We start from the raw sequence: 25,776 nt of genomic DNA, 5'->3' as shown, positions 1-25,776 counted from the left end.
AGACCTGTCTGTCTTGCGTTTACTTTTGGGCTAGCGGCCGAGGCTCGCCTGCCGCACCACTTCACCCCAGGACTGCTCAGCCAGGTCGGCGACCGCTGCCAGGATCTCCGACGGCGGCCGGGAAAGATCCAGCGGAAACTCGACGATGTCAATGTCGGTGTTGAGGATCCGCCTCAGCTTCACCTCACCCGCCCCCGCGCAGACCAGCCAGGCCGTGGGCACGCGCAGCGCCGTGCAGTAGGCCAGCATCTGGTAATGGTCCGCCGACAGGGAGGCACCCTGGTCGGTGCCCGCCCGGTACTGGGCGTCGTACACCACCACCGGCCGGCCGCCCAGCAGGTGCACGGCATCCGGGCGGACTGTCAGCCGGTCAGAGTCCCGGACCGCCTCGTTCAGCAGCGCGTTGTACTGCAGCCTCATCTCGCCAGGAAAGGCCGCCATGGCCCGGCGCAGCGCCGCGCCGACGAAATCCTCGAAGACCTTGCCCATGTCGACGACGAAGGACGCCGTCTGCTGTTTGCCCTCCCCCGCCTCCGCGGAAGCATTGCGCAGGATCACCTCGGAGAGCCTCAGCGCCGCGTGATAGCGGAGGTTCATCCGGCTCGCCCGCCACGGCGGAAGCGGAGCGCCGGCGTGGAGGCGGGTAACGACGTCGAGCTTTCCCTTGAGCTGCCGCAGACGGCCCAGCACATCCGGGCGGACGCCCGGGACACGCGACATGCGCTCGAGCGCGGCACGCAGGATGCGGTTCTCCGGAATGTCCTCGGTGAACTCGTCGTAGGAGACTTCCAGCGGCACCAGCATCCCGGGCCGGCGGGATATCTGGTCCGAGATGCGGATGCGACCCTTGACCGTTCGGAGCGACTCATCGACGGTGACGTACCCCTGCAGGACGCCACGCTGCAGCGCACGTTCGGCGAGCTGCACCATCGACGCCGCCAGGGCGCTCCACAGCTCGGCATCCTCGTCCGCCGCCACGGTGTCGTCGCGGAAGCCCTGGTCCCCGGCGTAGCTCAGCAAAAAGAGCAGCCGGCTCAGCCCGAGCCGGTCCTTCGGCCGCACATCGAGCTGCACCCGCGGAGTGCGAACGGACCCCACCATGCCCACGGGCTCGATCCGGAACAGTCCCATGCCCATCGGCGTTGCCTTGGCCAGGCCGCTGGAGTTCAGGAAGGCGGCGCTTTCGGCGTCGAGCTTCTCCACGGTGCCGCCGGAGAGTTCGTCCAGAACGATGTGCCGCAGCGCCGGGGCGGAACCGCGACTGCCGCGAGCGCCGGGCCGCGCGGAAGCCGCCGTCGCGGAGCCGGCAGTCACACCGAAGCCGGCGGGGCTAGCGAGACGCAAGGCGTCCCAGCAGCTGGTCCAGCCCGAAGCGCTCTTCCAGCTGGGCCCGGTTCAGCTGCCCGTGATAGTGCTCCTCCAGCAACGGCATGAGCTCGTACTTCCAGATCCGGCGCAGACCGGCGGGGGTCTGGGCGGCCTTCTTCATGAAGTAGGACGGCCCGATCATGAGGTCCCGGTCCCACTCGTCGATGGCCTGGTTGAGCGCGTCGAGCAGCAGCGCCGGCGTGGTGTCCAGCTGCCGGGCCTCCAGGAACCGCAGCAGCGATCCCTTCACCGGCTCGGTCTGCGGGTGCAGTTCGATGAAGGCAAAACGGCGGCGGATCGCGGCGTCCATCATCGCGATAGAGCGGTCCGCTGTGTTCATGGTGCCGATGATGTACAGGTTGTCCGGGAGCGTGAACGGCTCGTTGGGGCTGTACTGCAGGTAGATCCGGTCATCCCGGTATTCCAGCAGGAAGTACAGCTCACCGAACACCTTTGCCAGGTTGGCGCGGTTCATCTCGTCGATGATCAGGAAGTACGGCTTCGACTCGTTGCCCGGTTTCGCCGCCTCCTCCGCGAGCCGGCGCAGCGGCCCGGCCACGAGCTTGAACGAAACCTGCCCCTCGTCGGTCTTGTCCGGCCGGTACCCCTCGAAGAAGTCCTCGTAGGCGTAGGACGGATGGAACTGGACGAGCTTCACCCGTTCGTCGGTGCTGTCCTGCGCCAGTTCGGCGGCGAGGTGCTTGGCGAGGTAGGTCTTGCCGGTTCCCGGCGGGCCGTACAGCACCAGCTGCCGGTTCTCCTCCAGCAGGTCGGCGATCTCCTGCACCGGCTCCACCTCCATGTGAAGGGAGTCCGCGAACTCCTGCGTCACCGGACGGAAGCCGCCCAGCAGGGGGAGGGCGACGGTCGCCGGCGACGTATCGGCGTCGGGCTCGGTCTCCGCCTCGGCGGGCAGCAGCGCCTGCAGCGCCTGCACCACCCTGGTGACGTCGACGACAATGCCCGGGGTGGCCAGCTGGCGCTGGATGTGCCGCGGCAGGTCAGTGACGGCGTGGGCCTCGTCGAACCAGCGGACCTTGCGGCGCATTCGCCGGTTGTCCCCGTTGTGGTCCGGCTCGCCAAGCACGACGCCGATCCGGACGGCTCCGGCGTTCTGGTACAGCGCAAAGTCGCCCGGCTTCATCACGGTCAGGAAGGCGAAGACGGCGGTCTTCGTGTCCTCCCGCTCCACGTAGCCGAGATGCTTGTAGTCCTCGTCCACAGCGTGCTGGACCAGCCCGGCGGTCACGCCGGCGTCGAGCAGGCGGAGGTGTTCGACGTCGAGCGTCACCTTCTCCTCTGCCTGCCAGGCAGCCAGGAGCTCAGCATTGTCGTGGTGGGTGCGCAGCAGCCAGGCGCGGCGGCCCGGATCCCCGACCTTCCGCCACTGGCTTACCAGCTGCCGGGCGTACCAGTCGATGCGCTGGCCGGCCTGCTCATCCAGGTGCAGGCGGATGCGGCGGATGTCAGCGGTGATTTCCTCCTCGCTGTCCCCCTTGGCCCCGCCGACGAGGGAGGCAAACGCGTCCCTGATCTCCTGGCGTTCGACGTCGGCCACCACCGGCTCGAAGTGGCTGGGCCAGGCGAGGTATTCGATGCTGCGCCGGATGGCCGGCTGGTCCTCGGGAGTGCCGGCCGCCAGCAGGTGGAACGCCAGCGGATCCTTCAGCGCCTTATTGATGACGGCCGTGGACTGCCGGTCGACATGGTGCACAAACCGGCAGAGCCATTTCAGGTGGTCCCAGATGGTCCAGTTGAACTCGGCAGTCCGGTCGCGGATGACGCCGTGGTCGGTCATGCCCTGGTACAGCTCCTCCGGGAGCTGCAGCGGCGGCTCGAGCCAGGACGCCGCCTCGGCGACGCGGGCGCGCTTGACCTTGAGCGACTTGACCTCGTGCGCCAGCGGCAGGGACTGCAGGAAGAGGAGCTCCACGGCCAGCTGCTTTGCCGAAGGGGACGCGTCCGCCAGGTTATGCCGCAGGTTGGTCATCATGGGTGCCTTGGCGTCCGCGACTCCCCGTTCAAGCCGTTCCAGCAGTTCAGCTGCGGCCTCCGCCGTCCACGTCTGCGTACGGCCGTCCAGCGCCGACGGCCTGCCCTGCAGCCCGGCGCCGAGCACGAACCATGCGGCGTCTTCGATCTCTTTGGAGATTCCGAGGGCGCGGTGCATGGCAGGCTTTGGGGCGGGGGTCATGCCTTCAAATTTACAGGGTTAAGCTGAACGCCGGCACCATGGCCGGCGCGAAAGCTACTTCCGGGTATCAGCTGGCAGCCGCTTCCGGCCGAAGGCGAAATAGCTGCCCGGGCCGATGAAGTTGACCAGGGTGGCCAGCCGCCAGAACATCTTGGAGCCGCGGATCTGCTCGGTGGGCCGGCGCGAAAGGTCGCGCTGGGCCGCGGCCAGGAAGGCCAGCTGCGCGGCTCCAATCACGAGGGTGCCGATGCGCGCTGCAGGTGGAAGTTCCTTCCAGGACTTTTTCTTCCGTGCCGCCTTTTTCGTTCCCACGTTCCACGTTCCCGCGCGCTTCGTTTCCACGGTCAGTGCTCCTTGCGTTCAATGAAGGGCTCCAGCAGCTGCTTCTGCTCCGGAGTCAGCCGCAGTACCCTTCCGGTGGCTTCATCGACAAAGGCCAGGTGGCTTGAGGCCTTCACACAATCGTCACCAGTTACCGGGTCCTGCACAAGGTAGTGAATGTCGAAACTCGCGCCCTTGACGGCCCCGACCCATACCTGGACCGCCGCCGGAACGTTCCGGTACTCGAGGGTCTTCACGTACCGGATCCGGTGGTCCACCACGAGCGCCATAGTCCCTTTGGGAACCTCGTTGAACAGCGACACGTGAGGATCTATCCCTGGCAGCCCGGCACCGGCGGGCGGGCCGAAGGCGGCGATGCGCGCCTCCTCCAGCATGCGGACGATCTGCACGTTGTTGATGTGCCCGTAGGCGTCCATGTCGCCCCAGCGCATGGGCACGAGCACCTCAATGCGCCGGGGGTCCGGGTGGCCGTCTCCGGGGTCCGCGGCGGTCAGCTGTGCACCGCCGTCGAATCGTCCACGGGCGTCTCGTCGGCAACCGCACCGGCGAACTGCGACATGTACAGCCGGTAGTAGGCGCCTTCCGCGGCCAGGAGGGTCTGGTGGTTGCCCTGCTCCACGATCTTGCCGTTCTCCATCACGAGGATAGTGTCGGCGTCGCGGATCGTTGACAGGCGGTGCGCGATGACGAAGCTGGTCCGGTCCGTGCGCAGTGCGGCCATGGCCTTCTGCACGAGGAGTTCCGTCCGGGTATCCACCGAGCTGGTTGCCTCGTCCAGGATGAGCAGCGACGGGTTGGCCACAAAGGCGCGGGCGATGGTGATGAGCTGCTTTTCACCGGCGCTGACGTTGTTTCCTTCCTCATCGATGACGGTACTGTACCCGTCGGGCAATGCCCGGACGAAGCGGTCCACGAAGGTGGCCTTGGCCGCCGCCAAGACCTGATCCTCGGTGGCGTCCAGCTTGCCGTACCGGATGTTGTCGTAGATGGACCCGCCGAACAGCCAGGCGTCCTGCAGCACCATGCCCACCTTGGAGCGAAGCTCGGCCCGGCTCAGTTGGGTGACGTCCACGCCGTCGAGCGTGATGGAACCGGAGTTGAGCTCATAGAAACGCATGACCAGGTTCACCAGGGTGGTCTTGCCCGCGCCGGTGGGGCCGACGATGGCCACCGTGTGCCCCGGCTCCGCCGTGAAGGACAGGTTTTCGATCAGCGGCTTGTCCGGCGTGTAGCTGAACGCGACATCTTGGAACTCCACGTGGCCGTCGGTCTTGGCCGGCAGGTGCCGCGTGGCGGTCTCGGCGTCCTGCTCATCCGCGTCCAGGAACTCGAACACGCGCTCGGCGGATGCAACACCGGACTGAAGCATGTTGGCCATGCCCGCCATCTGCCCCAGCGGCTGGGTGAACTCGCGCGAGTACTGGATGAAGGCCGTGGCGTCACCCAGGCTCATGCTGCCCGAGGCGACCCGCAGGCCGCCCACGACGGCGATGCCGACGTAGCTGAGGTAGGAGACGAACTGCATCACGGGGAAGATGATGCCGGACACGAACTGCGCGCCGAAGCTGGCCTTGTACAGGGCCTCGTTGCGCTCCTCGAAGCGTTCCAGCATGTCGGCGTCGCGGCCAAAGACACGCACCAGGTCATGCCCGGAGAAGGATTCCTCAATCTGGCCGTTCAGTTCACCCGTATTCTTCCACTGCGCTGCGAACAGCTTCTGGCTGCGGGCGCCGATCACGCCGGCCGCCGCACCGGAGAGCGGCAGCGCGATGAGGGCGATCAGGGCCAGCTGCCACGAGACGATGAACATCATGATGACGATGCCGAGCACCGTCAGCACCGAGCTGATGAGCTGGGCGAACGCCTGCTGCAGCGCCTGCTGGACGTTGTCGACGTCGTTCGTCACCCGGGACAGGACGTCGCCGCGCTGGCGGGTATCGAAGTAGTTCAGCGGCAGCCGGTTGAGCTTCTTTTCTGTATCGTCGCGGAGCTGCCGGATCACCTTCATGACGATCCTGTTGAGGACGTAGCCCTGGAGCCACAGGAAGATGTTGGCCACGAAGTACATCAGCAGCACGGCTGAAATCAGGACGGTGAGCTTCTGGAAGTCGATGCCGGTTCCGGGCACGAGCTCCATCCGGGAGACCATGTCCGCGAAGTTGTCCTGGCCCTGTGCCCGCAGCCCCTCGACGAACTGGTCCTTGCTGACGCCGGCGGGCAGCTGCTTGCCCACGACACCGCCAAAGATCACGTCCATGGCCTGGCCCAGCACCTTGGGCGCAATGACATTGAGGATCACCGAAATGATCACCATGCCCACCACGACGTAGATGCCGGCGGCTTCCGGCTTCAGCAGGCCCATGAGGCGCTTGGCGGACGGCCAGAAATGCTGTGGCTTCTTGGCCGGCATCGCGCCGAACATGCCGCCGTCGGCCTCGCCCGGCTTGTACTCCTCCTCGACGAAATCGTCGTCCTCGAGGACGGCGGCTTCGTTTGCAGTCTGGCTCTGGATTTTCGCAGCGTCCTGACGGGGGTCGGGGTTCTGGCTGGTGCCCTTCTTGTTGGCGCTCATGCCACTTCCTCCACGCTCAGCTGTGACTCAACAATTTCCTGGTAGGTGGGCGACGTTTCGAGGAGTTCCTCGTGCGTTCCCCGGTCCACGATCCTGCCGTTGTCCAGCACCAGGATCTGGTCCGCTTCGGTGATGGTGGAGATGCGCTGCGCGACGATGATGACTGTGGCGTCGGTGGTGGTGTGCTTGAGCGCGGCACGCAGCCGGGCATCGGTGGCGACGTCCAGTGCGGAGAATGAGTCGTCGAAGAGGTACACCTTGGGCTTGGTGACCAGGGCGCGCGCGATGCACAGGCGCTGGCGCTGGCCGCCGGACACGTTGGTGCCGCCCTGGGCGATGCGGGACGCAAGCCCGCTCTTCTTTTCCCTCACGAAACCGTCGCCCTGGGCCACATGCAGCGCATCCCAGAGTTCGTCGTCGGTAGCCTCCGGCTTGCCGAAGCGGAGGTTGTGTTCGATGGTTCCCGAGAACAGGTAGGGCCGCTGCGGAACCAGGGCCACGCGCTTGGTGATTTCCGCCCGGTCCAGCTGGCTGACGGGGACGCCGTCGAGGAGCACTTCGCCGTGGGCCACATCGTAGAGGCGCGGCAGCAGCGACAGCAGGGAGGTCTTGCCGGCACCGGTGGAGCCGATGATGGCCACGGTCTCCCCCGGCCTGGCGGTGAAGCTGATGTTGCTCAGGACCGGGGCTTCGGCTCCGGGGTAGGCGAACGTGACGTTGCGGTACTCCACCACGCCCTCCAACTGTCGCGGCGTGACCGGCTGCTGGGGGTCATGGATTGACGGTTCGACGTCGAGCACCTCGCCGATGCGGTCTGCGCAGACGGACGCGCGCGGAATCATCATGGCCATGAAGGTGCCCATCATTACCGCCATGAGGATCTGGAGCAGGTACTGCAGGAACGCTGTCAGGGAGCCGACCTGCATGTCGCCGGCGTCCACCCGCTGGCCGCCGAACCAGAGCACGGCCGCGGTGGACAGGTGCAGGATCATGCCGATAGCCGGGAACATCAGGACGAACAGCGCACCGATCTTGAGCGACACGTCCGTCAGTTCCTTGTTGGCCTGTCCGAAGCGCTCCGTCTCATAAGGTTCCCGGACAAAGGCACGGACCACGCGGATGCCGATGATCTGTTCGCGCAGGACCTCGTTGATGCGGTCGATCTTCGTCTGCATGGAGCGGAACAGGGGCATGAGGCGCACCACGATGTAGCCGACCACCACAATGAGGATGGGGACCGAGACCCAGACCAGCCAGGACAGGTTGATGTCCTCGCGCAGGGCCATGATGATGCCGCCGATGCACATGATCGGGGTGGACACCATGAAGTTCAGGCCCATCAGCACCAGCATCTGGACCTGCTGGACATCATTCGTGCCGCGGGTGATCAGGGTGGGCGCCCCAAACGCGTTCACGTCTTTGGCCGAGAAGCTGGTCACCTTGCGGAAAACCCCGCGGCGAAGATCGCGGCCCATCGCCATCGCGGTCTTCGACCCGAAGTAGACGGCGGCGATGGCGGCGCCCACCTGGACGAAAGCCACGAGGAGCATGACGGCCCCGGTACGCCAGATGAAGTCGGTGTCACCACGGGAGACGCCCTCATCAATGATCTGGGCGTTGAGGCTGGGAAGGTAGAGCGCCGCAATGGTGGATGCCAGCTGGAATGCGATGACAGCCAGGATGTACGGCAAATACGGTTTGGAGTAACGCCGTATGAGGGTGACGAGCATGCTCACGGATCCTTCGGGAGAGCGCGAATGAATTAAGAGAAGTAATAGCAGACGGGTCTGACAGCCCAAGCCTTCCAACTCTACGAAATCTGTTGCCCGTGCGAAACGTCGCGGGCGAAGATCATCCCAACGGACGACGCCGGCTCACTCCCCCCAGCGAACGGACACTTGGCGCCCCAAGCCCAAGCGCGAACGGACACTTGGCGCCCCAGCCGGTCCCCGCCGTCGTACGCCCTGCCCGCTTAACTGGAGTTTTTGTCCAGATATTGGCCTCCGGCCGAGGCTTTGCGGCCATTATCTGGACAAAAACTCCGTCGGACCGTCCGCTATTCGCCGCGGTGCTTGCCGTGCGAGGCGATGTAGTGCGCGGCGGCGCTCTGGAGCTTCCGTTCTTTGGCCAGCCGGCGGCTCAGCGCCTTCAGTTCGGCGCCGGCCCGGGCCTGCTCCTCCGCGATGATTCGCTGCTGCTCAGCCTGCCTGGCCACGGCGTTCAGGGCCGCGGCCAGCTGAAGCTGCTGCTCGGCGAGGAGCCCCTGCGTTTCCTGGATAAGCGGCACCAGGTCTGCAGGCTTGTTGTGCATCTCAGCCAGCATGGTCCGGGCCCGCACCGGCGGTTCGTTCATCGGCAGGACGGGTTCCGCCGCCGGCTGCCGGCCGGGGTAGGACGGTGACTTGGCGTCGCCGGCCAGCTGGCGGGTCAGCACTTCGGCGAACTCACGCTCGAGGTCGTCGTCGGAATACTCGGCGGCCGGCCGCCCGGACCCCAGCTCGGCATCCGATTCAGCGTCAGCAGCTGCCTGCGGGCGGATGTCAACGGTCCGGCGCAGCGGCTGTTCCTTGATCAGGAGCACGGCGATGAGGGCGACAACTGCGATGGCGCCGGCGATCAGGAAAATCTCGGCAGTGGCGTCGCCGTAGGCGGCCCGCATGATGTCCCGGATCGGGCCAGGCATGTCGGCCAGGTCGAGGCTGGCGCCGGACGAGCCGGAGCCCGCCTTGATGCCGGCGTCGGCAAGGCCCTGGATGGCCAGTTCCTTGACCCGGTTGCTCATGATCGCGCCCAGCACGGACACGCCGATTGCACCGCCCACCGAGCGGAAGAACGCCACAGAAGCACTGGCTGTGCCGATGTCGCTGGCGCTGACGGTGTTCTGTACGGCCAGGACGAGGTTCTGCATGAGCATGCCGAGGCCGAGGCCCAGGATCGCCGTGAAGACTCCGGACTGCCACAGTTCCGTGCTGTGGTCCATGGTGCCGGCAAGGCCCAGCCCGCCGATCAGCAGCACGGACCCCGCGATCAGGTAGCGCTTCCACTTGCCGGTGCGGCTGATCATCTGGCCCGAAACCACGGAGCCGATCAGGTTGCCGGCGATCATGGGCAGGGTCAGGAGGCCGGCCTCGGTGGGTGTTGCGCCGCGTGCCACCTGGAAATACTGGCCCAGGAAGGTCGAGGAGCCGAACATCGCCACCCCCACGGCCACGGAGGCCCAGATCGCCAGGGCGGTGGTGCGCTCCGAGATGATCTTCAGCGGAATGATGGGCTGTTCAACCTTGGATTCAACCACAACGAGCAGCGCCAGCAGCATGACGCCGCCGCCCACCATCAGTGCCGACTGCCAGGACCACCAGTCGTAGTAGTCGGGGTTGCCGGCGAAGGACACCCAGATGAGGAGAAGGCTGACGCCGGTGGTCAGGAGGATGGAGCCGAGCCAGTCGATCCTGGCAGGCCGCTTGACGTGCTGGATCTTGAGGGTGATCTGCAGCAGGATCAGGGCGACGACGGCGAGGGGCACGCAGACGAAGAACGTCCAGCGCCAGCCCAGCGGGCTGTCGACGATGAAGCCGCCAAGCAGCGGTCCGCCGGCCGTGCCGACGGCCATGACCGCACCCATGTAGCCGGAGTACTTTCCGCGGTCTCGGGGCGGGATCATGGAGCCGATGATCGCCTGGGCCAGCGCGGTCAGGCCGCCCATGGCGATGCCCTGGACAACGCGGGCCGTCAGCAGCAGCGGGATGGTCTGGGAGAGGCCGGCCATCACCGAGCCCGCCACGAAGATCACGATGCTGAGCTGAACCAGGACCTTCTTGTCGAACAGGTCAGCGAGTTTGCCCCAGACCGGGGTGGTGGCCGCGTTGGCCAGCAGTGCGGCGGTGATGACCCACGCGAAGTCCGTCTGCGTGCCCTTGAGCTCGGACATGATGGTGGGCAGTGCGTTGGCCACGATGGTGCTGCTGAGAATCGCGGTGAAGAACGCCGCCAGGAGCCCGGTCAGAGCCTCCATGATCTGGCGGTGCGTCATGGGTGCCTGGGGCGGGTGGGCCGACGGGCGTGACGTGGCCGTCCCGGAGACGGCAGCGTGGCTAGCCAATGAACTGCTCCTTGCGTTTGGTAGTGGTTGTGATGGGGCCGGCCGTCGTTGCCCGGGCGGATTCCCGCAGGGATTCCGCAAGTTTGGAGAGTACTTTCGCCGTCTCCGCGGCGTCCTGCTGGCTCCAGTCCTGGAGGTATTCCTGCAGCGTAGCCACGCGGTGTTCCTCGATCTCGACGAGTTTGGCGCGGCCCGCGTCGGTGAGGGCGACCAGTTGCGCCCGGCCGTCGTCGGGGTCGGGCCGGCGGTGGACCAGCCCGAGTTCCTCAAGCTCTGCGATGTGCCGGCTGAGGACCGGAGCGCTGACGCCCAGCCGTGCGGCCAGGTGCGTGGCGCGGGACTCCTTCTCCCCCACGAAGCGAAGGACGCCCTGCAGCGCGACTCCCGCCTCCAGGCCGCGCGAGTTCGAGACGGCCGCGCACCGGACGGCGCGCTGGAGGTCGAAGATCTGGCGCACGAGTTCGGCCGCGGTGTTTGGCTCAACTGCCATGATGGATTGCCCCTTATTGCTTGCCTTAGGCAACTATAGCAATAAATGGTTGCTTTAGGAAACTAAGCATCAGGGACAGCGCGTGCGACTCCTTAAACGCAGCAAGCGCGAACGGACAGTTGAGGCCCCAACTCCGGGTGGAAATGGGGCCTCAACTGTCCGTTCGCGCTGAGAGAGGGTGCTCAAGTGTCCGTTCGCGCTGAGAGAGGGTGCTCAAGTGTCCGTTCGCGCTGAGAGAGGGTGCTCAAGTGTCCGTTCGCGCTGGAAGATCGGCGGGCGGGGCGGGGGGTTAGTCCCCCAGGTGGGTGGGGGCGAACATCTTGAGCAGTGTTTCGACGACGACGACGTTCGGACCGTCCGCGGCGAAGCCCGCCTTGAGCGCTTCCCCCACATTTTCCGGTGCCACCCGGGTGGCAGGAACGCCGAAGGATTCGGCCAGCTTCACGAAGTCCGGCCGGGCGAGTTCGGTGGCCGTTGCCTTGCCGAAGGAGCCCACCATGTACTCGCGCAGGATGCCGTAGCCGCCATCGTCCACGATCAGCCAGGTGACCGGCACGTTGTGCTGCTTCGCGGTGGCGAGTTCGGCGATGGAGTACATGGCCGAGCCGTCGCCGGAGACAGCGAGCACGCGGGCCGAAGCAGCGGATCTGCCCACGGTTTCCAGGCCCACGGCCCCGCCGATCGCCGCCGGAAACCCGTAGCCCAGGCCGCCGGCACCCTGGGCCGAGTGGAACTGCCCTTCGCGGGCGTCCCAGCAGCTCCAGCCCCAGTAGGCGGAGATGGTCATGTCCCAGAACGTCTGCATGTCCGCCGGAACTGCCTCGCGGATGTCGGCCATGAACTTTAATTCCTTGGCCAGGTCCTGCGATTCCAGCCGCTCCTTCACCTTGCGCAGCGACTCCCGCACGAGGTCCTCCGGCGAGGCTCCGTGCCAGTCGGGCCGGGCATCGGCCGGCACCGTCAGCGAAGCGTCGAGGGCTGCGAGCGCCTGGCCGGCGTCGGCGCGGATCCCCAGGCCGGGACGGTTGGATTCCAGGACGCGCGGTTCGGCATCGATCTGGATGATCCTGCCGCGCGGTTCGAAGGTGAAGTAGTTGGACGTCACCTCGCCGAGCGAGGAGCCGATGACCACCAGGACGTCCGCGTCCTCCAGGAGGTCCGTCATATGCCGGTCCTCAATCCACGACTGCAGCGACAGTTCGTGGTTCCACGGGAAGGCGCCGTTGCCGCCGGGGGTGCAGATGACGGGCGCCCGGAGCTTTTCCGCGATCGAGAGCAGGGACTTTTCCGCCCGGCCCCGGCGGGTTCCGCCGCCGGCGATGATTGCTGGACGCTCCGCCGCCGACAGCCATTTGACTGCTTCGCGGACAAGCTCGACGCGCGGCGGGTTGTCCGCCGCTTCGGCCAGCGCATCCTCCACGGGCGGCACCATGATGGGGTCCAGCAGCACGTTCTGCGGGATTTCCAGCCAGACCGGGCCCTGCGGTGAGGAAATCGCTTCGGTCCAGGCGTCCTGGATGGCCGAGGGGATTCCGGATGCGTGCTGGATCAGGCGCTGGCTCTTGGTGACGTTCGCAGCGGACGCCTTCTGGTCATCCAGCTGGTGCAGCATGCCCTTCCGGCGGGCACCCAGGCCCTCGAGCGGGATCTGGCTGGCAACCACCACCATGGGCACACCCGTGGCGTACGCTTCCTGCAGCCCGGCGAGCGACGTCAGAGCGCCCGGCCCGGTGGACAGGAACAGCACGCCCACCTCCCCCGTGGCACGCGAGTAGCCGTCCGCCGCAAACGCAGAATTGTTCTCCACTCGGGAGGACACGAACTTCAGGTTGCCCCGGCCCATCGCGTCGAAGAGGCCCAGCGCGTGCTGGCCGGGGATGCCGAACACCGTCTTCGCGCCCAGCGCCTCAAGGGTTTCGACGACGAGGTCCCCGCCGTTGCGGACACCGATCACTGGGAGTACTCCCCCACAGCGGCACGGACAGCGCCATTGTCGGCCGGCGCGGGCGAGGCTGCGGCGAACCCTGCCGGACGGCGGGCGTCCCTACCCAGAGCCTGGGCGGCGTAGCCGGTCTCGGCACCGAAGCGGTCGCCCGCGACGGTGTTGTCCGCCATGAGGGTGACGAGCTCGTAGGCAACGTGGCTGGCGGCCACGCCGGTGATTTCGGCGTGGTCGTAGGCCGGGGCCACTTCAACGACGTCGGCGCCGACGAGGTTCATGCCGCGGAAGCCGCGGATGATCTCCAGCAGCTCCCGGCTGGTGATGCCGCCGGCTTCCGGCGTGCCGGTTCCAGGCGCGTGGGCGGGGTCCAGGACGTCGATATCCACAGAAATGTAGAGGGGACGGTCCCCGATCCGGTCCCGGACCTTGGCCACAGTCTCGAGAACACCCTGGTAGTAAACGTCCGCGGAGGTGACGATGCCGAACCCGAAGCGGTGGTCGTCGTCGAGGTCCTTCTTCCCGTACAGCGGACCGCGGGTGCCGATGTGGCTGATGGCCTCCGTGTCCAGGATGCCCTCCTCCACGGCACGGCGGAACGGCGTTCCGTGGGTGTACTCGGCGCCGAAGTAGGTGTCCCAGGTGTCCAGGTGGGCGTCGAAGTGCAGCATGGCGATGGGGCCGCCGGCGCGCTCGGCGGCGGCGCGCAGGAGCGGCAGCGCGATGGTGTGGTCGCCGCCCAGGGTGAGCAGCTTGCTCCCGGCCGCCGTCAGGTCGAGGGCGTTCTGCTGGATGGTCTCGATGGCCTCGTTGATGTTGAACGGGTTCACGGCCATGTCGCCGGCGTCGGCCACCTGGCAGTTCTCGAACGGGCTGACGTCCCAGGCGGGATTGTACGGGCGGAGCAACCGGCTGGCCTCGCGGACATGGTTGGCGCCGAAGCGGGCTCCGGGACGGTAGGAGACGCCGGAATCAAAGGGGACGCCCACCACGGTGATGTCGGACTTGGCGACCTGGTCCAGGCGGGGCAGGCGGGCGTAGGTTGCCGCCCCGGCGTAGCGGGGAATACGGGATGAATCGATGGGGCCAAGGTTGCCGTTGGCTTCGATGCGCAGCTCTTCCAAAGGAACGCCTCTCCTTCGAGGATGAATTGTGGAGGGTGGGTTGTGACAGCCATCATACACACCAAGTTGCCCGCTAGGCACCGTCTGTTTACCAGCTATCGGGAAACAAAGCGCAGAAAAAAGCCCGGGACCGCCAAGCAGGCGACCCGGGCCCATTCCCGAGAGGGCACTACCGGCTGGCGGCCGGCACCAGCACCCAGAGAACTTCGACGGGCTCATCGGTCGGGTTGACCCAGGTGTGGGGTTCCCGCCCGGGGAAGGTGACGGTATCGCCGGTGGTCAGCTCATACTCCTCGTTCGTGAGGATGAGCTTGATGGTCCCCTTGATCACGTGCAGGACATCGACGTCGCAGTCAACGGCGTACAGCTCCGATTCGCCGCGTCCCCGCGGATCGATGACGGCCTGGATGATCTGCACGCGCCGCTCCGAACGGGCGGTCAGCAGCCGCTCGACGATCCCCTCGCCGCCGAGGGAGATGCGTGGACCCGCGCCGCGTTTGGTCAGGTGGGTTTCCGGCGCGGCGAACAGGTCGCCAATGGAGATGGACAGAACTTGGCACAGAGTGACGAGGGACGCCACGGACGGCGAGGTCAGGTCCCGCTCCACGCGGCTCAGGAAACCTTTGGTCAATCCAGTGGCGTCGGCCACCTGCTCGATGGTGAGCCGCTGGGACTGGCGCGCGGCACGGATTCTTGAACCGATGGCAACCGGAACATTGCTCGGCTCAACTGGTAGTGCCTTCATTTACGAACCTTTCACGGCCGGCAGCCCGGCCCCATCATTGGAGTCATATTATCGGCCCGGCCCTTCTGTGACGCGGGGCAAACCGCGCCGCGGAGCTTTGCGCCTTGACTGTTACTCGAATCACAGCCTACGCTCTTACGCAACAACTGTTGCTTGTGAAACAACTCCCACGAGGAGCCGCGCAGCAAGGAACCCAGCGTTCCCCCGATTTCCGTTCAGTGCAGCGCCATCCGGCCAGCCCGCCCCCGGCGGGGCCCGCAAGCTGCCAAAGCTCCAAGGATCACCAAATGGACGCAAGTTTCGTCAATATCGCCATCGTGGTGGTCTACCTGGCCGCCATGCTGGCCTTCGGCTGGTGGGGCAAGTCCCGCACCAAGAACAACAGCGACTTCCTCGTGGCCGGCCGCCGCCTGGGGCCGTTCCTCTACACCGGAACCATGGCGGCCGTCGTCCTGGGCGGCGCCTCCACCGTTGGCGGCGTCGGCCTCGGCTACAAGTTCGGCATCTCCGGCATGTGGCTCGTGGTGGCGATCGGCGCCGGTGTCCTGCTGCTGAGCCTGCTCTTCGCCGGCACCATCCAGAAGCTGAAGATCTACACCGTCTCCCAGATGCTGTCCCTCCGTTACGGCAGCCAGGCCACCCGGACCTCCGGCATCATCATGCTCGCCTACACCCTGATGCTGTGCGCCACCTCCACGAGCGCCTACGCCACCATCTTCGTGGTCCTGTTCGGCTGGGACCGGGCACTCGCCATCGCCATCGGCGGCGCCATCGTGCTGGTGTACTCAACCATCGGCGGCATGTGGTCCATCACTCTGGCCGACCAGGTCCAGTTCGTCATCAAGACCGTGGGCATCTTCTTCCTCATGCTGCCCTTCACACTCAATGCCGCCGGCGGCCTCGACGGCATCCGCAGCCGCGTGGAGGCCAGCTTCTTCCAGATCGACGGCATCGGCGTCCAGACGATCATCACCTACTTCGTCGTCTACACCCTTGGCCTGCTGATCGGCCAGGACATCTGGCAGCGGGTGTTCACCGCCAAGACGCCGCGGGTTGCCCGCTGGGGAGGCGCCACGGCCGGCATCTACTGCATTCTGTACGGCGCAGCGGGCGCCATGATTGGCCTGGCCGCCCGCGTGGCGCTGCCCGCCATAGACGTCGCCACCGAAGGCAAGGACGTTGTCTACGCCGAGGTGGCCCAGAACCTGCTGCCCATCGGCATCGGCGGCCTGGTGCTCGCCGCCGCCGTCGCGGCCATGATGTCCACAGCTTCTGGCGCCCTGATCGCTGCCGCCACCGTTGCCCGAGCCGACGTACTGCCGTTCGTGGCCGGCTGGTTCGGCAAAACCATCAACACCGACGACTCCGACAACCCCGAGCACGACGTCAAGGCCAACCGCATGTGGGTCCTCGGGCTGGGCATCGTGGCCATCCTGATCGCCATCATCACCAAGGACGTCGTCGCGGCCCTCACCATCGCCTACGACATCCTGGTGGGCGGCCTCCTCGTGGCCATCCTCGGCGGACTCGTCTGGAAGCGCGGCACGGGAATCGCGGCCGCGGCGTCCATGGCCGTGGGCTCCGTGGTGACGCTAGGAACCATGATCGTTCTCGAGATCAACGCCAAGGCGCCGCTGGACGGCATTTTTGCGAACGAGCCGATCTACTACGGCCTGCTCGCCTCCGCAGTGGTCTACGTGGCAGTGTCGCTGCTGACGAAGCCCACGGACCCCGCTGTCATGAGCCGCTGGTACCGCCGGGTGGCCGGCAGGGACACCGAGGAAGTTCCGGTTACGGCCAGCGCCCCGTGACCTGCCCGACAATCTTCCCGGCGACCTGCTGCCGGCAGGTATAACAACAGCGCACGACGACGGCGGTGCCTCCCAGCGTAAGGAGGCACCGCCGTCGTGGTTTAAGGAGTTGGGCTGGGTTTAAAGATTTGGGCTGAAACGAACGCTTTAGGCCTCGTATCCTTCGTCCGCACGGAACTCGTCGTCCGCATCGCGCGGAACTACCCGTTCGTCGTCGTCCACTGCCTCGGAACTGGCGGGGACAACCCTCTCCTCGGAGTCGAGGAATTCGTCTTCCGTGTCCCAGTCTTCGTCCACCGGCGCGTCCTCGGCAAAGTCGTAGGCGGGATCGGACTCAATGGTATGGCGGGTGTCCGGCTCGGGGCGCGATCCGTTGGTGTTCATCAGGCAGACCTCCGTGTGGTTGGACTTCCGTACCCGGCGTCAGCGGGGCACATTTTCATCAGATCACCGCGGGTGCAGGTGGTCAAGGGCGTTCGCGCGGGCCGGTGGTTTTGCCTCCGGCGGCCAGAGTTATTGAGGGTTCCCTAAACTTTTGGCTGAGGGTTACCGGCCGAAAAACCGCGGAAATACGCGGTAAAGTGGGCGATGCAATGGGGCCGTATTACGTCCCAGCTACCCAGGAGTTCCCGTGTCTCAGCACGCCAAATCTGACCCTCATACCGCCGGCAACGCGTCCGCCCCGCCTGCTTCAAGCAACGGCCCGGCGTCCCGCCCCGCCGCACCCCGACCGGAGCCCACCGCGGGGGACATCAAGCGCTGGCGCCAGTACCTCGCCGACGAGCGGGCCGAGGCTTCCGTCTACCGTGACCTCGCGCAGAACCGCTCCGGCGAAGAGCGCGCCATCCTTCTGGCCCTCGCCGAAGCCGAAGGCCGCCACGAGGCGCACTGGCTGAAGCTGCTGGGCGAGCACGCGGGTAAGCCCCGGCACGCCTCCTTCCGCAGCCGGCTCCTGGGCTTCCTCGCCCGGCACTTCGGGTCCGTGTTTGTGCTCGCGTTGGCGCAGCGGGCCGAGGGCCGCTCCCCCTACACCAGGGAACCGTCCGCCACCCCGGCCATGGCGGCCGACGAACAGATCCACGAGGAAGTGGTCCGCGGCCTGGCCACGCGCGGCCGCAACCGGCTGGCCGGCACCTTCCGGGCCGCCGTGTTCGGAGCCAATGACGGCCTGGTCAGCAACCTCTCGCTGGTCATGGGCATGGCCGCCACGGGCGTTGGCAGCGGCGTGGTCCTGCTCAGCGGCATCTCCGGACTCCTGGCCGGCGCGTTCTCCATGGGTGCCGGCGAATTCGTGTCCGTCCGTTCCCAGCGCGAGCTCCTGGCCGCCACCCGGCCCACCCAGGTGACGCTGGTGGCGGCACCCCAGCTGGACATCGAACACAACGAGCTCCTGCTGGTCTACCTTGCCCGGGGCATGTCGCGCGAGGCCGCCGAACACCGCGTCGCGGAGCGCATGGGCCTCTTCACGTGCGACTGCGATCCGAGCCTCTCGCTCCACCCCGAACTGCCCGAGACCGAGGACGAACACGAAGCCGTGGGCACTGCCTGGGGCGCCGCGCTCTCCAGCTTCTGCTTCTTCGCCTCGGGCGCCATCGTGCCCATCATTCCGTTCCTTTTCGGCATGACCGGGATCGGCGCCCTGATCGTGGCGGCCGTCCTCGTGGGCATCGCACTGCTGGCCACGGGCGGCACCGTCGGCCTGCTGTCCGGCACCTCCCCGCTCACCCGGGGACTGCGGCAGCTGGCCATCGGGCTGGGAGCGGCCGGAGTCACCTACCTGCTGGGCATGGCGTTTGGCGCTGTGATCGCCTGATTGACGGGCATTGCCTGATCGTCCCGGATCGCTCAGCTGGTTTCCGGCCCTGGCGAGCGGAACTGTAAAGTGGGCCTGTTTGCCTGATGCTTGTTTCCCTCGTGGAGGCGACGCCGCCGAGGAATGCCGTGAAAGGGGTGCAGTGGAGAGTCACGACCCTGGTCCCATTCAACGCCGCCACCCGCCGCGCCATTCGGGTCCGGCCACCGCGGCGGCGACGTTTATCCGCCGTCTGATCGTGCTCGCCGCCCTTGGCTGTGCAGCATTCCTTGCGGCCGGAATGGCGTACGGGGACCCCCGCTTCGCCGGCGTGCTGAACTTCCGCATCGGTTCCGGGGACCAGCCCGCGTCCCGGCAAGATGATTCCGGCCGGGACGATTCTGGCCAGGATCCGGCCGGGCAGGACCAGACTGGAGTGGATCGGGCCGGGCAAGCGGGGCAGCCCGGGCATGGCGGCGGGACTGGTGGGGCGGAGTCCGGCGCGTCCGGAGGCCCAGGGGGCGCACCGCCGTCGGGCCTCGAGGAAGCAGCCACTCCGCTGGGGACGCCGGCGCCACCTCCGGAGCCCAGCAGCTCATACAAGTTTCTGGCCGTGAACAATGACGGTTCCCCCGTGGGCTACTCACCGTGCCGTCCGCTGCATTACGTGGTCAATGCCAGCCTTGCCCCGGAGGGTGCAGCGGGCCTGGTTTCCCTGGCCATCCAGGAAATCTCCCGCGCCACCGGCATCCAGTTTGTCGACGACGGAGCCACTGACGAGAAGCCTTCGGACCAGCGCGCCCCCTACCAGCCCGGAGCCTACGGCGAGCGCTGGGCACCCCTGCTCATCAGCTGGACCACGCCGGACGCGGCTCCCAAGCTCGGCGGCAAGGTCATCGGCACCGGCGGCAGCACCCACTACAGTTACGGAAACGGGCCCAAGAGCTACGTCACCGGCAGCCTGGAACTCGATGCCCCGCAGATGGCTACGGAACTGGAACGCCCCGACGGCACCGCCTACGCCACGGCCGTCATCCTCCATGAACTGGGCCACGTGATGGGGCTGGAGCACGTTGACGACCCCGTGCAGCTCATGTATCCGGAGATCGGCGCCCCCGACGGCCTCGCGCCCGGTGACCTGAACGGCCTGTATCAACTGAGCAAGGCACCCTGCCGCAAGGACCTGTAAGCCGCCCTCTTATTCGAGCGGGGCATTATCCCAGCGGGGCGCTTCTACCCGCCGAGGACCGCGAGCGCCTCGTCCACGCTGTCCACCAGGAATATCCGCTGTTCCATGGCCCGGCCGGCGGCGAGGCTTTGCAGCATGGGCCAGGCCGGAAACCGCTCCTCCCAGTGTTCCCGGCCCACCAGCACCATGGGCGTCAGGGTCTCCTGGGCGCCGTAGTAGTTCTCGCAGGCATCCTGGAAGATCTCCTGCACGGTGCCCGCGGCACCGGGCAGGAACACGATCCCCCCGTTGCAGACCTCCAGGAGAATGGCCTCGCGGACGGCGTTGGCAAAGTACTTGGCGATGTGGGTGGCGAAGTAGTTGGGCGGCTCGTGGCCGTAAAACCAGGTGGGAATGCCGAGGGACGCGGTCCCGCCCGGGAAGCGTTCGACGGCGGCTGCCGCAGCACGTGCCCAGGCAGACACCGAGGGGCGGAAGCCGGGGACGGCTGCCAGCTCTCGAAGCACACTGTGGAAATCGTCGTCGTCGGCCGCACTGAGGTAGGCGCCCAGGTTCGCCGCCTCCATCGCCCCGGGCCCGCCGCCGGTGGCCACCAGGTGGCCGCGGCGGGCCAGGAGCCGGCCCAGCGTCGCAGCAGACTCGAAGCCGCCGGTCCCCCGCTGTAGGGCATGACCGCCCATTACCCCGACGATGGAACGGCCCCTGCTGTTGAGGCTACGGACGAACTCCTCCAGGGCATCGCCGACGGCGTGATCGTGCAGGGCTGCCGCGAGGGTGGAATCGAGGCGGTTGCGCTGGCCCGGCCGCATGCTCCATTGGTACACCAAGGCGTCGGGGGTTTTCTCGTACGGCTCATCGACGATGCCTGCGTACAGCTCCTGCGGGGTATAGAGGCCTGCCCGGTATGGATTGAAAGGAACGCCGGTAAGCCGCGGAAAAATCAGTGCGCCCCGGCTGCGGAGTGAAGCCTCCACGCCGGGGTCGAAGGTGCAGCCCAGGAAAATCGCCCCCTCGGCGTCCAGGGCTGCCAGGGCGGTGCCCCGTCCGCGCAGGTCGAGCGACTGGGCGTGCCAGCCGTGCATCGCCCGGGCCCCGCCATTCACCAGCCGGTCGAAGCTGGCGACGCTGTTCACCTCAAGGGTCCGCGGGCTGGGTTTCAGGCTGCCGGAGGGGTTCATGGTGCCCAGCCTAGTGCCGTGTTCCGCAGGGACGCCGGAGCCGGCCGGACCCAACCAGGACCAGCCAGCCGGACCTGCAAGGCGACGCACAGGGGCCAAGGCGAAGTGCCCCGCCGGAATCCCGGCGGGGCACTACACATGAATCAGGGACGGTCAGGAAACCGGGTCAGGAAACCTGCAGGCCGCCGTTGATGTCGTAGGTCGCGGCGGTGATGTAGCCAGAGTCCGCACCCAGCAGGAAGGAGATCAGCGCAGCCACTTCCTCGCGGGTGCCCACGCGGCCCATCATGATGCCCTCGGACATCTGTGCCTTGCGCTCCTCGCTCAACGTGCCGCCCATGATGTCGGTGTCGATCGGGCCCGGGGCGATGGCGTTCACGGTTACGCCGAACTCGCCGACCTCGCGGGCCAGGGCACGGGTGAAGCCGATGATGCCTGCCTTGGAGGCGCTGTAGGCAACCTTGGAGTAGGTCCCTCCGCCGCGCTGGGCGGAGATGGAGGAAATGCTCACGATGCGGCCAAGCTTGCGTTCGATCATTCCCTTGAGGACCCGCTGTGACACCACGAAGGTGCCGCGCATGTTGATCGCGAAAACCTTGTCCCACTCGGCAACCGTGGTTTCCATGAAGGGGGTCGGCGAGCTGATGCCGGCCAGGTTGGCAAGGGCCACGATCGGCGGCAACGACTCTTCGATCTCCGTGATGGCCCGGTCCACGGACGCCTCGTCGGAGACGTCGGCGCCGACGCCGATCGCCTTCACTGCCCGGCTGGATCCGATCTCCGCGGCCGCGGCCTTCGCGTCCTCGGCGTTGATGTCCAGGATCGCGACGGACCAGCCTTCGCTGGCCATGCGGTCAGCTGCTGCGCGGCCGATGCCGCGGGCAGACGCCGCGCCGGTCAGCACGACGGTGCGTTCTGCGGGGAAAGGGGTGATTGAGCTCATTGCGGGTATTCCTTCGGGTGGTTCTGGGATGGGTCTTTAGTGGCTGGCCGAAACGTCTGCGGCGGCCTTGACTGCCGGATCCAGGGCCGCATCGCCTTCGGGGCGCCTGCGCGCGTAGAGGTAGGTGGCCACGGCCGTGACGCACAGGCAGAAGGAGAGGAAGAGCAGGCCGCTCTGGTTGTTGCCGGTGGCGTCCTTCAGGATGCCCACTGCGTAGGGGGCGACGAATCCGCCCAGGTTGCCCAGCGAGTTGACCATGGCCAGGCCGGAGGCGGCGGCTGCGCCGGTGAGCGCTGCGGACGGCATCGACAGGAACGGGGCAATGGCTCCGTAGATACCCATGGCCGAGGCGGTCAGGGCGATGAGTGCCAGGACAGGGTTGACCGGAAGCAGGTAACCGGCGGCGAGCAGGCCCAAACCGGCCAGGACCATGCTGACAGCGCTGTGCCACGCACGCTTGCCGGTCTTGTCAGCGCGTTTGCTCCAGAAGAAGACGAAGACTGCAGCCACTGCGTACGGGATGAGGACGATGAATCCGACCTCAGCCGTGGAGAACTTGCCCAGGGCCGCCACGATCGTGGGCATCCAGAGTCCGAGGCCGTAGATGCCGCAGACCAGGCCGAAGTAGAGGGCCGAGTAGACGATGGTGCGCTTGTCCTTGAGGCCGGCCAGGAAGTTATGGCTGCCGCCCTTGGACTTGGCTGCCAGTTCGGCGTCCATGGTGGTGGCGAGCCATTCGCGTTCATCGGCATTGAGCCACTTGGCGTCACGGGGGCGGTCCGTCATCAGGAAGGGGGTCAGCACGCCCAGCAGGATGGCGGGGATGCCTTCAATAATGTATAGCCACTGCCAGCCCTGCAGGCCCATGATGCCGTCCATCTGGAGGAGCAGGCCGGAAACCGGTGCACCCAGCGCGTTGGAGATGGGCTGGGCCAGGATGAAGATGCCCAGCACAGAGACGCGCTGTGCGGCCGGGAACCACAGAGTCAGGTAGAAGAGGATGGCGGGGAAGAAGCCGGCCTCGGCCGCGCCGAGCAGGAAGCGGATGATGAAGTAGGTGGATTCGCCGTTCACCAGGGCCATGGCCGCTGCGAATATGCCCCAGGTGATGAGGATGCGGGCCAGCCACTTGCGAGCGCCGAACTTGTACATGCCGGCGTTGCTGGGGATTTCGAGCACGGCGTAGCCGAGGAAGAAGATGCCGGCGCCCAGACCGTAGGCTGCGGCGCTCAGGCCGATGTCCTCGCTCATGGTCAGCTTCGCGAAGCCGACGTTGTTCCGGTCCAGATACGCGATGAAGTAGAGGAGCACAATCAGGGGCATTACGCGGCGGCGGACCTTACGGAGAGTGCGGTCTCCAAGCTCGCCAAGTCCGGAGGACTTTGTGGTGAATGAAGTCATCATCGACCTTCTGTCTGTCGGCTTCCGGTCCGGCGGCTTCGCCCGGGGAATCCGATGCTTTTTCTGGTGGGTTCTGTCCGCTTCAGAGGGGAATGCCTGCACTGAATCTGATGTCAGACATCTGACGGACGAACATGACCAAAAGCATAGAAGGGTGACGAGCGTTACGTCAAGGCGAAAAGGGTAGCCCCAGCACAATGGCCGGGTTCAGAGAGCCTAGGAAGGGCTGCCGTGAACGTAGCGTTCGTAGTCCTCGAAGGTCTGGTCCATATGCTCGTCCATGGCCTTGCGGGCCAGCTCGGAGTCGCCGGTGAGGATACTTTCCAGCACGCGCTGATGGAAGGCGATGGCGTGGCGCTGGATCTCCTCGATGGCCGAGGTCTCGCGCCGGGCGCGATAGAGGGACTGGCCCAGCTGGGCCAGGAGTGCGCGGACAAACGGGTTGCCGGAGGCCTTCAGGACGGTGTCGTGGAAAGCGATGTCCGCCGCCACGAACCCGTCAAGGTCGCCGGCCTGGTGAAACCGCTTCATGTCCGCGATGGACGCCCGCATCTCCTCGGCGTGCTCCTGAGTGTGGCGCCTGGCGGCGAGCGCTGCGGCGCCGGTCTCCACCATGCGTCGCACCTCGATCAGGCCGCGGGAAACCTGGTCGTCCGCGTTGCCGTGCGACGCCGCCTTGATGATCGCATCGAGGCCGGTCCAGCTGTCTGCAGGATTCACGAATGTTCCGCGGCCGGCTTTGACGTAAAGGATGTTCTGCGCCCGGAGTGCCTTCAGCGCTTCGCGGGCGGTCAGGCGGCTGACGTCGTAGGCCTTGGCGATGTCGGCTTCCGGCGGCAGTGCATCATGCGGCTTGAGCCTGCCGTCAAGAATGTCGTCCAGCAGACCGTCAACCAGGTCGTCAACAAGTGTCCTGCGCCCCATCGACTGCCCTACTTTCGCCTTGCCTATTGCTCCCAACACTACCGAAACCCCGCGCAGACCGAGTAAAAACGGCGGGAATGCGTCAGCTGCCGGCTTGGGCGCCCATAACGTATGTGTCCAGCCTGGCAAGTGTCCTGTCGATATTCGCCGGATGGCGGCCCAGGTAGCCGGCCAGCCGGAGCAGGAACTTGGCGCGGACATTGCGCGCATCCCACTGTTCTGTCACGAGCGTCCCGGGCACGCCGCTGCTGTCCGTGGCCGGTTCCAGCAGGTATCGCCACACATGCCCGTAGAAGTGTCGCTAGCCGATCCGCCGGCCCTCCTCGAACTCAGTGACGGTGTTGAGGATGCGGTAATCAACCGCGATCTTCAGGTCCATGCCGAATTTGGCCCCCGGGCCAAGGCGCAACGGACCCCGCGGCTGGGCGCCCTTGACGGTGCCTGATCCGTCGATTTCGCTGTGCAGCGCGGGCGTGGCAAGGACCTCGAAGACAACGTCCGGCGCCGCGGCGATGAAACGGTCCCGGGACACCAGATAGCGGTTGTTCATTCGGCCAGCCTAACCGCCGGATATGGGGCAGAATTTGAGGATGCAGAATTCAACGCGGAATTCAGGAACAGTGCAGACCCCGGCGGCGCAGAACCCTGACACACCGCCGGATGCAGACGCGGCACCAAGCGCGGCGACGCGCGGTGAGCGCCGGCCGCGGATCGGCATCCCGGTCCGACTCAGCAGCTCGGCAGACCCGGACCCGCGGGTGGCTAAGGCCAACAGCCTCTTCGGCTGCATCGTCAGCCTCATCCGTGATGTCGGCGGGGAGCCGGTGCTGCTCACCGCTGAGTCATTGGAGGGCGGACTGAGCCGCAGCAGAACGGTGAGCAGCGGCGCACCCCACAGTGGAACGGCCGACGGCGGAATTTCCGACGGCGATAACGCGCCGGACGCGCCCGGAGCGCTTGACGGCGTCGTACTTCCCGGCGGCGGCGACGTTGACCCGCGCCTCTACGGCGAGGAACCGGGGCCCACGCTCTATGACGTCAATGCGGAGCAGGACCGGCTGGACATCGCGGTGGCGCGGCGGGCACTCGATGCCGGCACGCCGGTGCTGGGAATCTGCCGCGGGCACCAGCTGCTCAATGTTCTCTACGGCGGGACGCTGGTGCAGGACATGACGCCCGGCACCGTGCCGCACCGCCAAGTCCCGGCAGCGGCCAACAGGCCGTGGGTATGGCACCAGGTGACCATCACCCCGGGATCCAAGGTGGCGAAGATGTACGCCGCCGTCGGAAATGCGGCAGCTGGCGGGACGGCTTCCGGTGACGTGGGTGAGGCGGCCGCCGGCGACACAGCGGCGGTGGACGCACGCGCCGTCGAAGTCAAGATCGCTTCCGGCCACCATCAGGCTGTCGACCGGGTGGCGCCAGGACTGCTGGTGACCGCCGTGGCGGATGACGGCACGGTGGAGGCGCTGGAGGATCCCGAGCGGTGGGTCGCGTCGGTGCAGTGGCACCCGGAGGCCCTGGAACTCACCGAAGAGCAGAGACTCGCCCCGTTCCGCGCATTCGTGGAGGCGTGCCGCACTCGCTGACTGCCCGCGGCCCCTGACTGCCACCGGTCCCCTGCCCGCGGCCTCTGATTGACGGGCTTCTTGACTGCCGGCGGCT

At 66.7% G+C, this 25,776-nt stretch carries 22 protein-coding genes; 4 read left to right on the top strand and 18 right to left on the bottom strand.

Annotated features, from left to right (window positions below; translation table 11 throughout):
• Window positions 1-30: 30 nt before the first annotated feature.
• From CXZ05_RS14445 to CXZ05_RS14395, 11 genes are all read right to left on the bottom strand, one after another.
• Window positions 31-1,242: an McrC family protein gene (locus tag CXZ05_RS14445; protein ID WP_258006595.1), complete on the bottom strand. Its 1,212-nt coding sequence runs from the start codon at window positions 1,240-1,242 to the stop codon at window positions 31-33.
• Between the two features lie 88 nt (window positions 1,243-1,330).
• Window positions 1,331-3,562, bottom strand: a complete 2,232-nt coding sequence (locus tag CXZ05_RS14440; RefSeq protein ID WP_102973234.1) for an McrB family protein — start codon at window positions 3,560-3,562, stop codon at window positions 1,331-1,333.
• Between the two features lie 54 nt (window positions 3,563-3,616).
• A complete protein-coding gene (locus CXZ05_RS14435) occupies window positions 3,617-3,904 on the bottom strand; it encodes a hypothetical protein (protein ID WP_258006589.1) in 288 nt (95 codons plus the stop codon).
• 2 nt (window positions 3,905-3,906) lie between these two features.
• Entirely contained in the window at window positions 3,907-4,335 is a 429-nt protein-coding gene (locus CXZ05_RS14430; protein WP_102973233.1) for a thioesterase family protein, read from the bottom strand.
• 59 nt (window positions 4,336-4,394) lie between these two features.
• On the bottom strand, window positions 4,395-6,476 hold the full coding sequence (locus tag CXZ05_RS14425) for an ABC transporter ATP-binding protein (RefSeq protein WP_102973232.1): 2,082 nt from the start codon (window positions 6,474-6,476) through the stop codon (window positions 4,395-4,397).
• The gene (locus CXZ05_RS14420) at window positions 6,473-8,206 is read right to left on the bottom strand and encodes an ABC transporter ATP-binding protein (protein ID WP_102973231.1); all 1,734 of its coding nucleotides are present in this window, start codon (window positions 8,204-8,206) and stop codon (window positions 6,473-6,475) included. The genes CXZ05_RS14425 and CXZ05_RS14420 overlap by 4 nt, the downstream gene beginning before the upstream one ends.
• Window positions 8,207-8,532: 326 nt before the next feature.
• Window positions 8,533-10,506, bottom strand: coding sequence for an MFS transporter (locus CXZ05_RS14415; protein ID WP_258006594.1), 1,974 nt, complete (start codon window positions 10,504-10,506; stop codon window positions 8,533-8,535).
• Window positions 10,507-10,567: 61 nt separating this feature from the next.
• On the bottom strand, window positions 10,568-11,065 hold the full coding sequence (locus tag CXZ05_RS14410) for a MarR family winged helix-turn-helix transcriptional regulator (RefSeq protein ID WP_102973229.1): 498 nt from the start codon (window positions 11,063-11,065) through the stop codon (window positions 10,568-10,570).
• Between the two features lie 289 nt (window positions 11,066-11,354).
• Window positions 11,355-13,019, bottom strand: a complete 1,665-nt coding sequence (locus CXZ05_RS14405; RefSeq protein ID WP_102973228.1) for a thiamine pyrophosphate-binding protein — start codon at window positions 13,017-13,019, stop codon at window positions 11,355-11,357.
• Window positions 13,016-14,128, bottom strand: coding sequence for an agmatinase (gene speB, locus CXZ05_RS14400; RefSeq protein WP_102973227.1), 1,113 nt, complete (start codon window positions 14,126-14,128; stop codon window positions 13,016-13,018). Before speB ends, CXZ05_RS14405 begins: the two co-directional genes overlap by 4 nt.
• A gap of 169 nt (window positions 14,129-14,297) precedes the next feature.
• On the bottom strand, window positions 14,298-14,873 hold the full coding sequence (locus CXZ05_RS14395) for a helix-turn-helix domain-containing protein (protein ID WP_102973226.1): 576 nt from the start codon (window positions 14,871-14,873) through the stop codon (window positions 14,298-14,300).
• A 287-nt stretch (window positions 14,874-15,160) separates the two neighbouring features.
• Here CXZ05_RS14395 and CXZ05_RS14390 point away from each other — a divergent pair, with 287 nt between their 5' ends.
• The gene (locus CXZ05_RS14390; protein WP_102973225.1) at window positions 15,161-16,684 is read left to right on the top strand and encodes a sodium:solute symporter; all 1,524 of its coding nucleotides are present in this window, start codon (window positions 15,161-15,163) and stop codon (window positions 16,682-16,684) included.
• Between the two features lie 147 nt (window positions 16,685-16,831).
• Here CXZ05_RS14390 and CXZ05_RS14385 read toward each other — a convergent pair whose 3' ends face one another.
• Window positions 16,832-17,068 carry a hypothetical protein gene (locus tag CXZ05_RS14385; protein ID WP_102973224.1) on the bottom strand — a complete coding sequence of 79 codons (237 nt, stop codon included), beginning with the start codon at window positions 17,066-17,068 and terminating at the stop codon, window positions 16,832-16,834.
• A 247-nt stretch (window positions 17,069-17,315) separates the two neighbouring features.
• Here CXZ05_RS14385 and CXZ05_RS14380 point away from each other — a divergent pair, with 247 nt between their 5' ends.
• Both CXZ05_RS14380 and CXZ05_RS14375 read left to right on the top strand, forming a co-directional pair.
• The gene (locus CXZ05_RS14380; protein WP_102973223.1) at window positions 17,316-18,497 is read left to right on the top strand and encodes a VIT1/CCC1 transporter family protein; all 1,182 of its coding nucleotides are present in this window, start codon (window positions 17,316-17,318) and stop codon (window positions 18,495-18,497) included.
• A gap of 142 nt (window positions 18,498-18,639) precedes the next feature.
• On the top strand, window positions 18,640-19,665 hold the full coding sequence (locus tag CXZ05_RS14375; protein WP_180987389.1) for a matrixin family metalloprotease: 1,026 nt from the start codon (window positions 18,640-18,642) through the stop codon (window positions 19,663-19,665).
• A 44-nt stretch (window positions 19,666-19,709) separates the two neighbouring features.
• On the opposite strand, the gene CXZ05_RS14370 is transcribed toward CXZ05_RS14375, so the two are convergent.
• The 6 genes from CXZ05_RS14370 to CXZ05_RS23440 form a co-directional block, all read right to left on the bottom strand.
• Window positions 19,710-20,843 (bottom strand): LOG family protein, encoded by a 1,134-nt coding sequence (locus CXZ05_RS14370; RefSeq protein WP_102973222.1) that lies wholly within the window; start codon window positions 20,841-20,843, stop codon window positions 19,710-19,712.
• 166 nt (window positions 20,844-21,009) lie between these two features.
• Window positions 21,010-21,786 carry an SDR family NAD(P)-dependent oxidoreductase gene (locus tag CXZ05_RS14365; RefSeq protein WP_102973221.1) on the bottom strand — a complete coding sequence of 259 codons (777 nt, stop codon included), beginning with the start codon at window positions 21,784-21,786 and terminating at the stop codon, window positions 21,010-21,012.
• A 36-nt stretch (window positions 21,787-21,822) separates the two neighbouring features.
• Entirely contained in the window at window positions 21,823-23,190 is a 1,368-nt protein-coding gene (locus CXZ05_RS14360; RefSeq protein ID WP_102973220.1) for an MFS transporter, read from the bottom strand.
• Between the two features lie 213 nt (window positions 23,191-23,403).
• Window positions 23,404-24,111, bottom strand: coding sequence for a FadR/GntR family transcriptional regulator (locus tag CXZ05_RS14355; protein WP_102973219.1), 708 nt, complete (start codon window positions 24,109-24,111; stop codon window positions 23,404-23,406).
• Between the two features lie 82 nt (window positions 24,112-24,193).
• Window positions 24,194-24,394 carry a hypothetical protein gene (locus tag CXZ05_RS23445; protein ID WP_258006588.1) on the bottom strand — a complete coding sequence of 67 codons (201 nt, stop codon included), beginning with the start codon at window positions 24,392-24,394 and terminating at the stop codon, window positions 24,194-24,196.
• Window positions 24,395-24,412: 18 nt separating this feature from the next.
• On the bottom strand, window positions 24,413-24,661 hold the full coding sequence (locus tag CXZ05_RS23440; RefSeq protein ID WP_258006587.1) for a hypothetical protein: 249 nt from the start codon (window positions 24,659-24,661) through the stop codon (window positions 24,413-24,415).
• A 40-nt stretch (window positions 24,662-24,701) separates the two neighbouring features.
• Here CXZ05_RS23440 and CXZ05_RS14345 point away from each other — a divergent pair, with 40 nt between their 5' ends.
• Window positions 24,702-25,700 (top strand): gamma-glutamyl-gamma-aminobutyrate hydrolase family protein, encoded by a 999-nt coding sequence (locus CXZ05_RS14345; protein WP_102973218.1) that lies wholly within the window; start codon window positions 24,702-24,704, stop codon window positions 25,698-25,700.
• Window positions 25,701-25,776: the final 76 nt, after the last annotated feature.

This window comes from Arthrobacter sp. AFG20 (genome assembly GCF_002892795.1).
Taxonomy (GTDB): domain Bacteria; phylum Actinomycetota; class Actinomycetes; order Actinomycetales; family Micrococcaceae; genus Arthrobacter.
The sequence above is the reverse complement of the archived record's forward strand: the minus strand, read 5'-3'. Positions and strand labels throughout refer to the sequence as shown.

Excerpts from the sequence above, each read along its gene's own strand:
- CXZ05_RS14440 (WP_102973234.1), bottom strand. The coding sequence starts at position 3,562 with ATGACCCCCGCCCCAAAGCCTGCCATGCACCGCGCCCTCGGAATCTCC.
- CXZ05_RS14430 (WP_102973233.1), bottom strand. The coding sequence starts at position 4,335 with ATGCGCTGGGGCGACATGGACGCCTACGGGCACATCAACAACGTGCAG.
- CXZ05_RS14425 (WP_102973232.1), bottom strand. The coding sequence starts at position 6,476 with ATGAGCGCCAACAAGAAGGGCACCAGCCAGAACCCCGACCCCCGTCAG.
- CXZ05_RS14420 (WP_102973231.1), bottom strand. The coding sequence starts at position 8,206 with ATGCTCGTCACCCTCATACGGCGTTACTCCAAACCGTATTTGCCGTAC.
- CXZ05_RS14415 (WP_258006594.1), bottom strand. The coding sequence starts at position 10,506 with ATGACGCACCGCCAGATCATGGAGGCTCTGACCGGGCTCCTGGCGGCG.
- CXZ05_RS14410 (WP_102973229.1), bottom strand. The coding sequence starts at position 11,065 with ATGGCAGTTGAGCCAAACACCGCGGCCGAACTCGTGCGCCAGATCTTC.
- CXZ05_RS14395 (WP_102973226.1), bottom strand. The coding sequence starts at position 14,873 with ATGAAGGCACTACCAGTTGAGCCGAGCAATGTTCCGGTTGCCATCGGT.
- CXZ05_RS14390 (WP_102973225.1), top strand. The coding sequence starts at position 15,161 with ATGGACGCAAGTTTCGTCAATATCGCCATCGTGGTGGTCTACCTGGCC.
- CXZ05_RS14385 (WP_102973224.1), bottom strand. The coding sequence starts at position 17,068 with ATGAACACCAACGGATCGCGCCCCGAGCCGGACACCCGCCATACCATT.
- CXZ05_RS14370 (WP_102973222.1), bottom strand. The coding sequence starts at position 20,843 with ATGAACCCCTCCGGCAGCCTGAAACCCAGCCCGCGGACCCTTGAGGTG.
- CXZ05_RS14365 (WP_102973221.1), bottom strand. The coding sequence starts at position 21,786 with ATGAGCTCAATCACCCCTTTCCCCGCAGAACGCACCGTCGTGCTGACC.
- CXZ05_RS14360 (WP_102973220.1), bottom strand. The coding sequence starts at position 23,190 with ATGATGACTTCATTCACCACAAAGTCCTCCGGACTTGGCGAGCTTGGA.
- CXZ05_RS14355 (WP_102973219.1), bottom strand. The coding sequence starts at position 24,111 with ATGGGGCGCAGGACACTTGTTGACGACCTGGTTGACGGTCTGCTGGAC.
- CXZ05_RS23440 (WP_258006587.1), bottom strand. The coding sequence starts at position 24,661 with ATGAACAACCGCTATCTGGTGTCCCGGGACCGTTTCATCGCCGCGGCG.
- CXZ05_RS14345 (WP_102973218.1), top strand. The coding sequence starts at position 24,702 with ATGCAGAATTCAACGCGGAATTCAGGAACAGTGCAGACCCCGGCGGCG.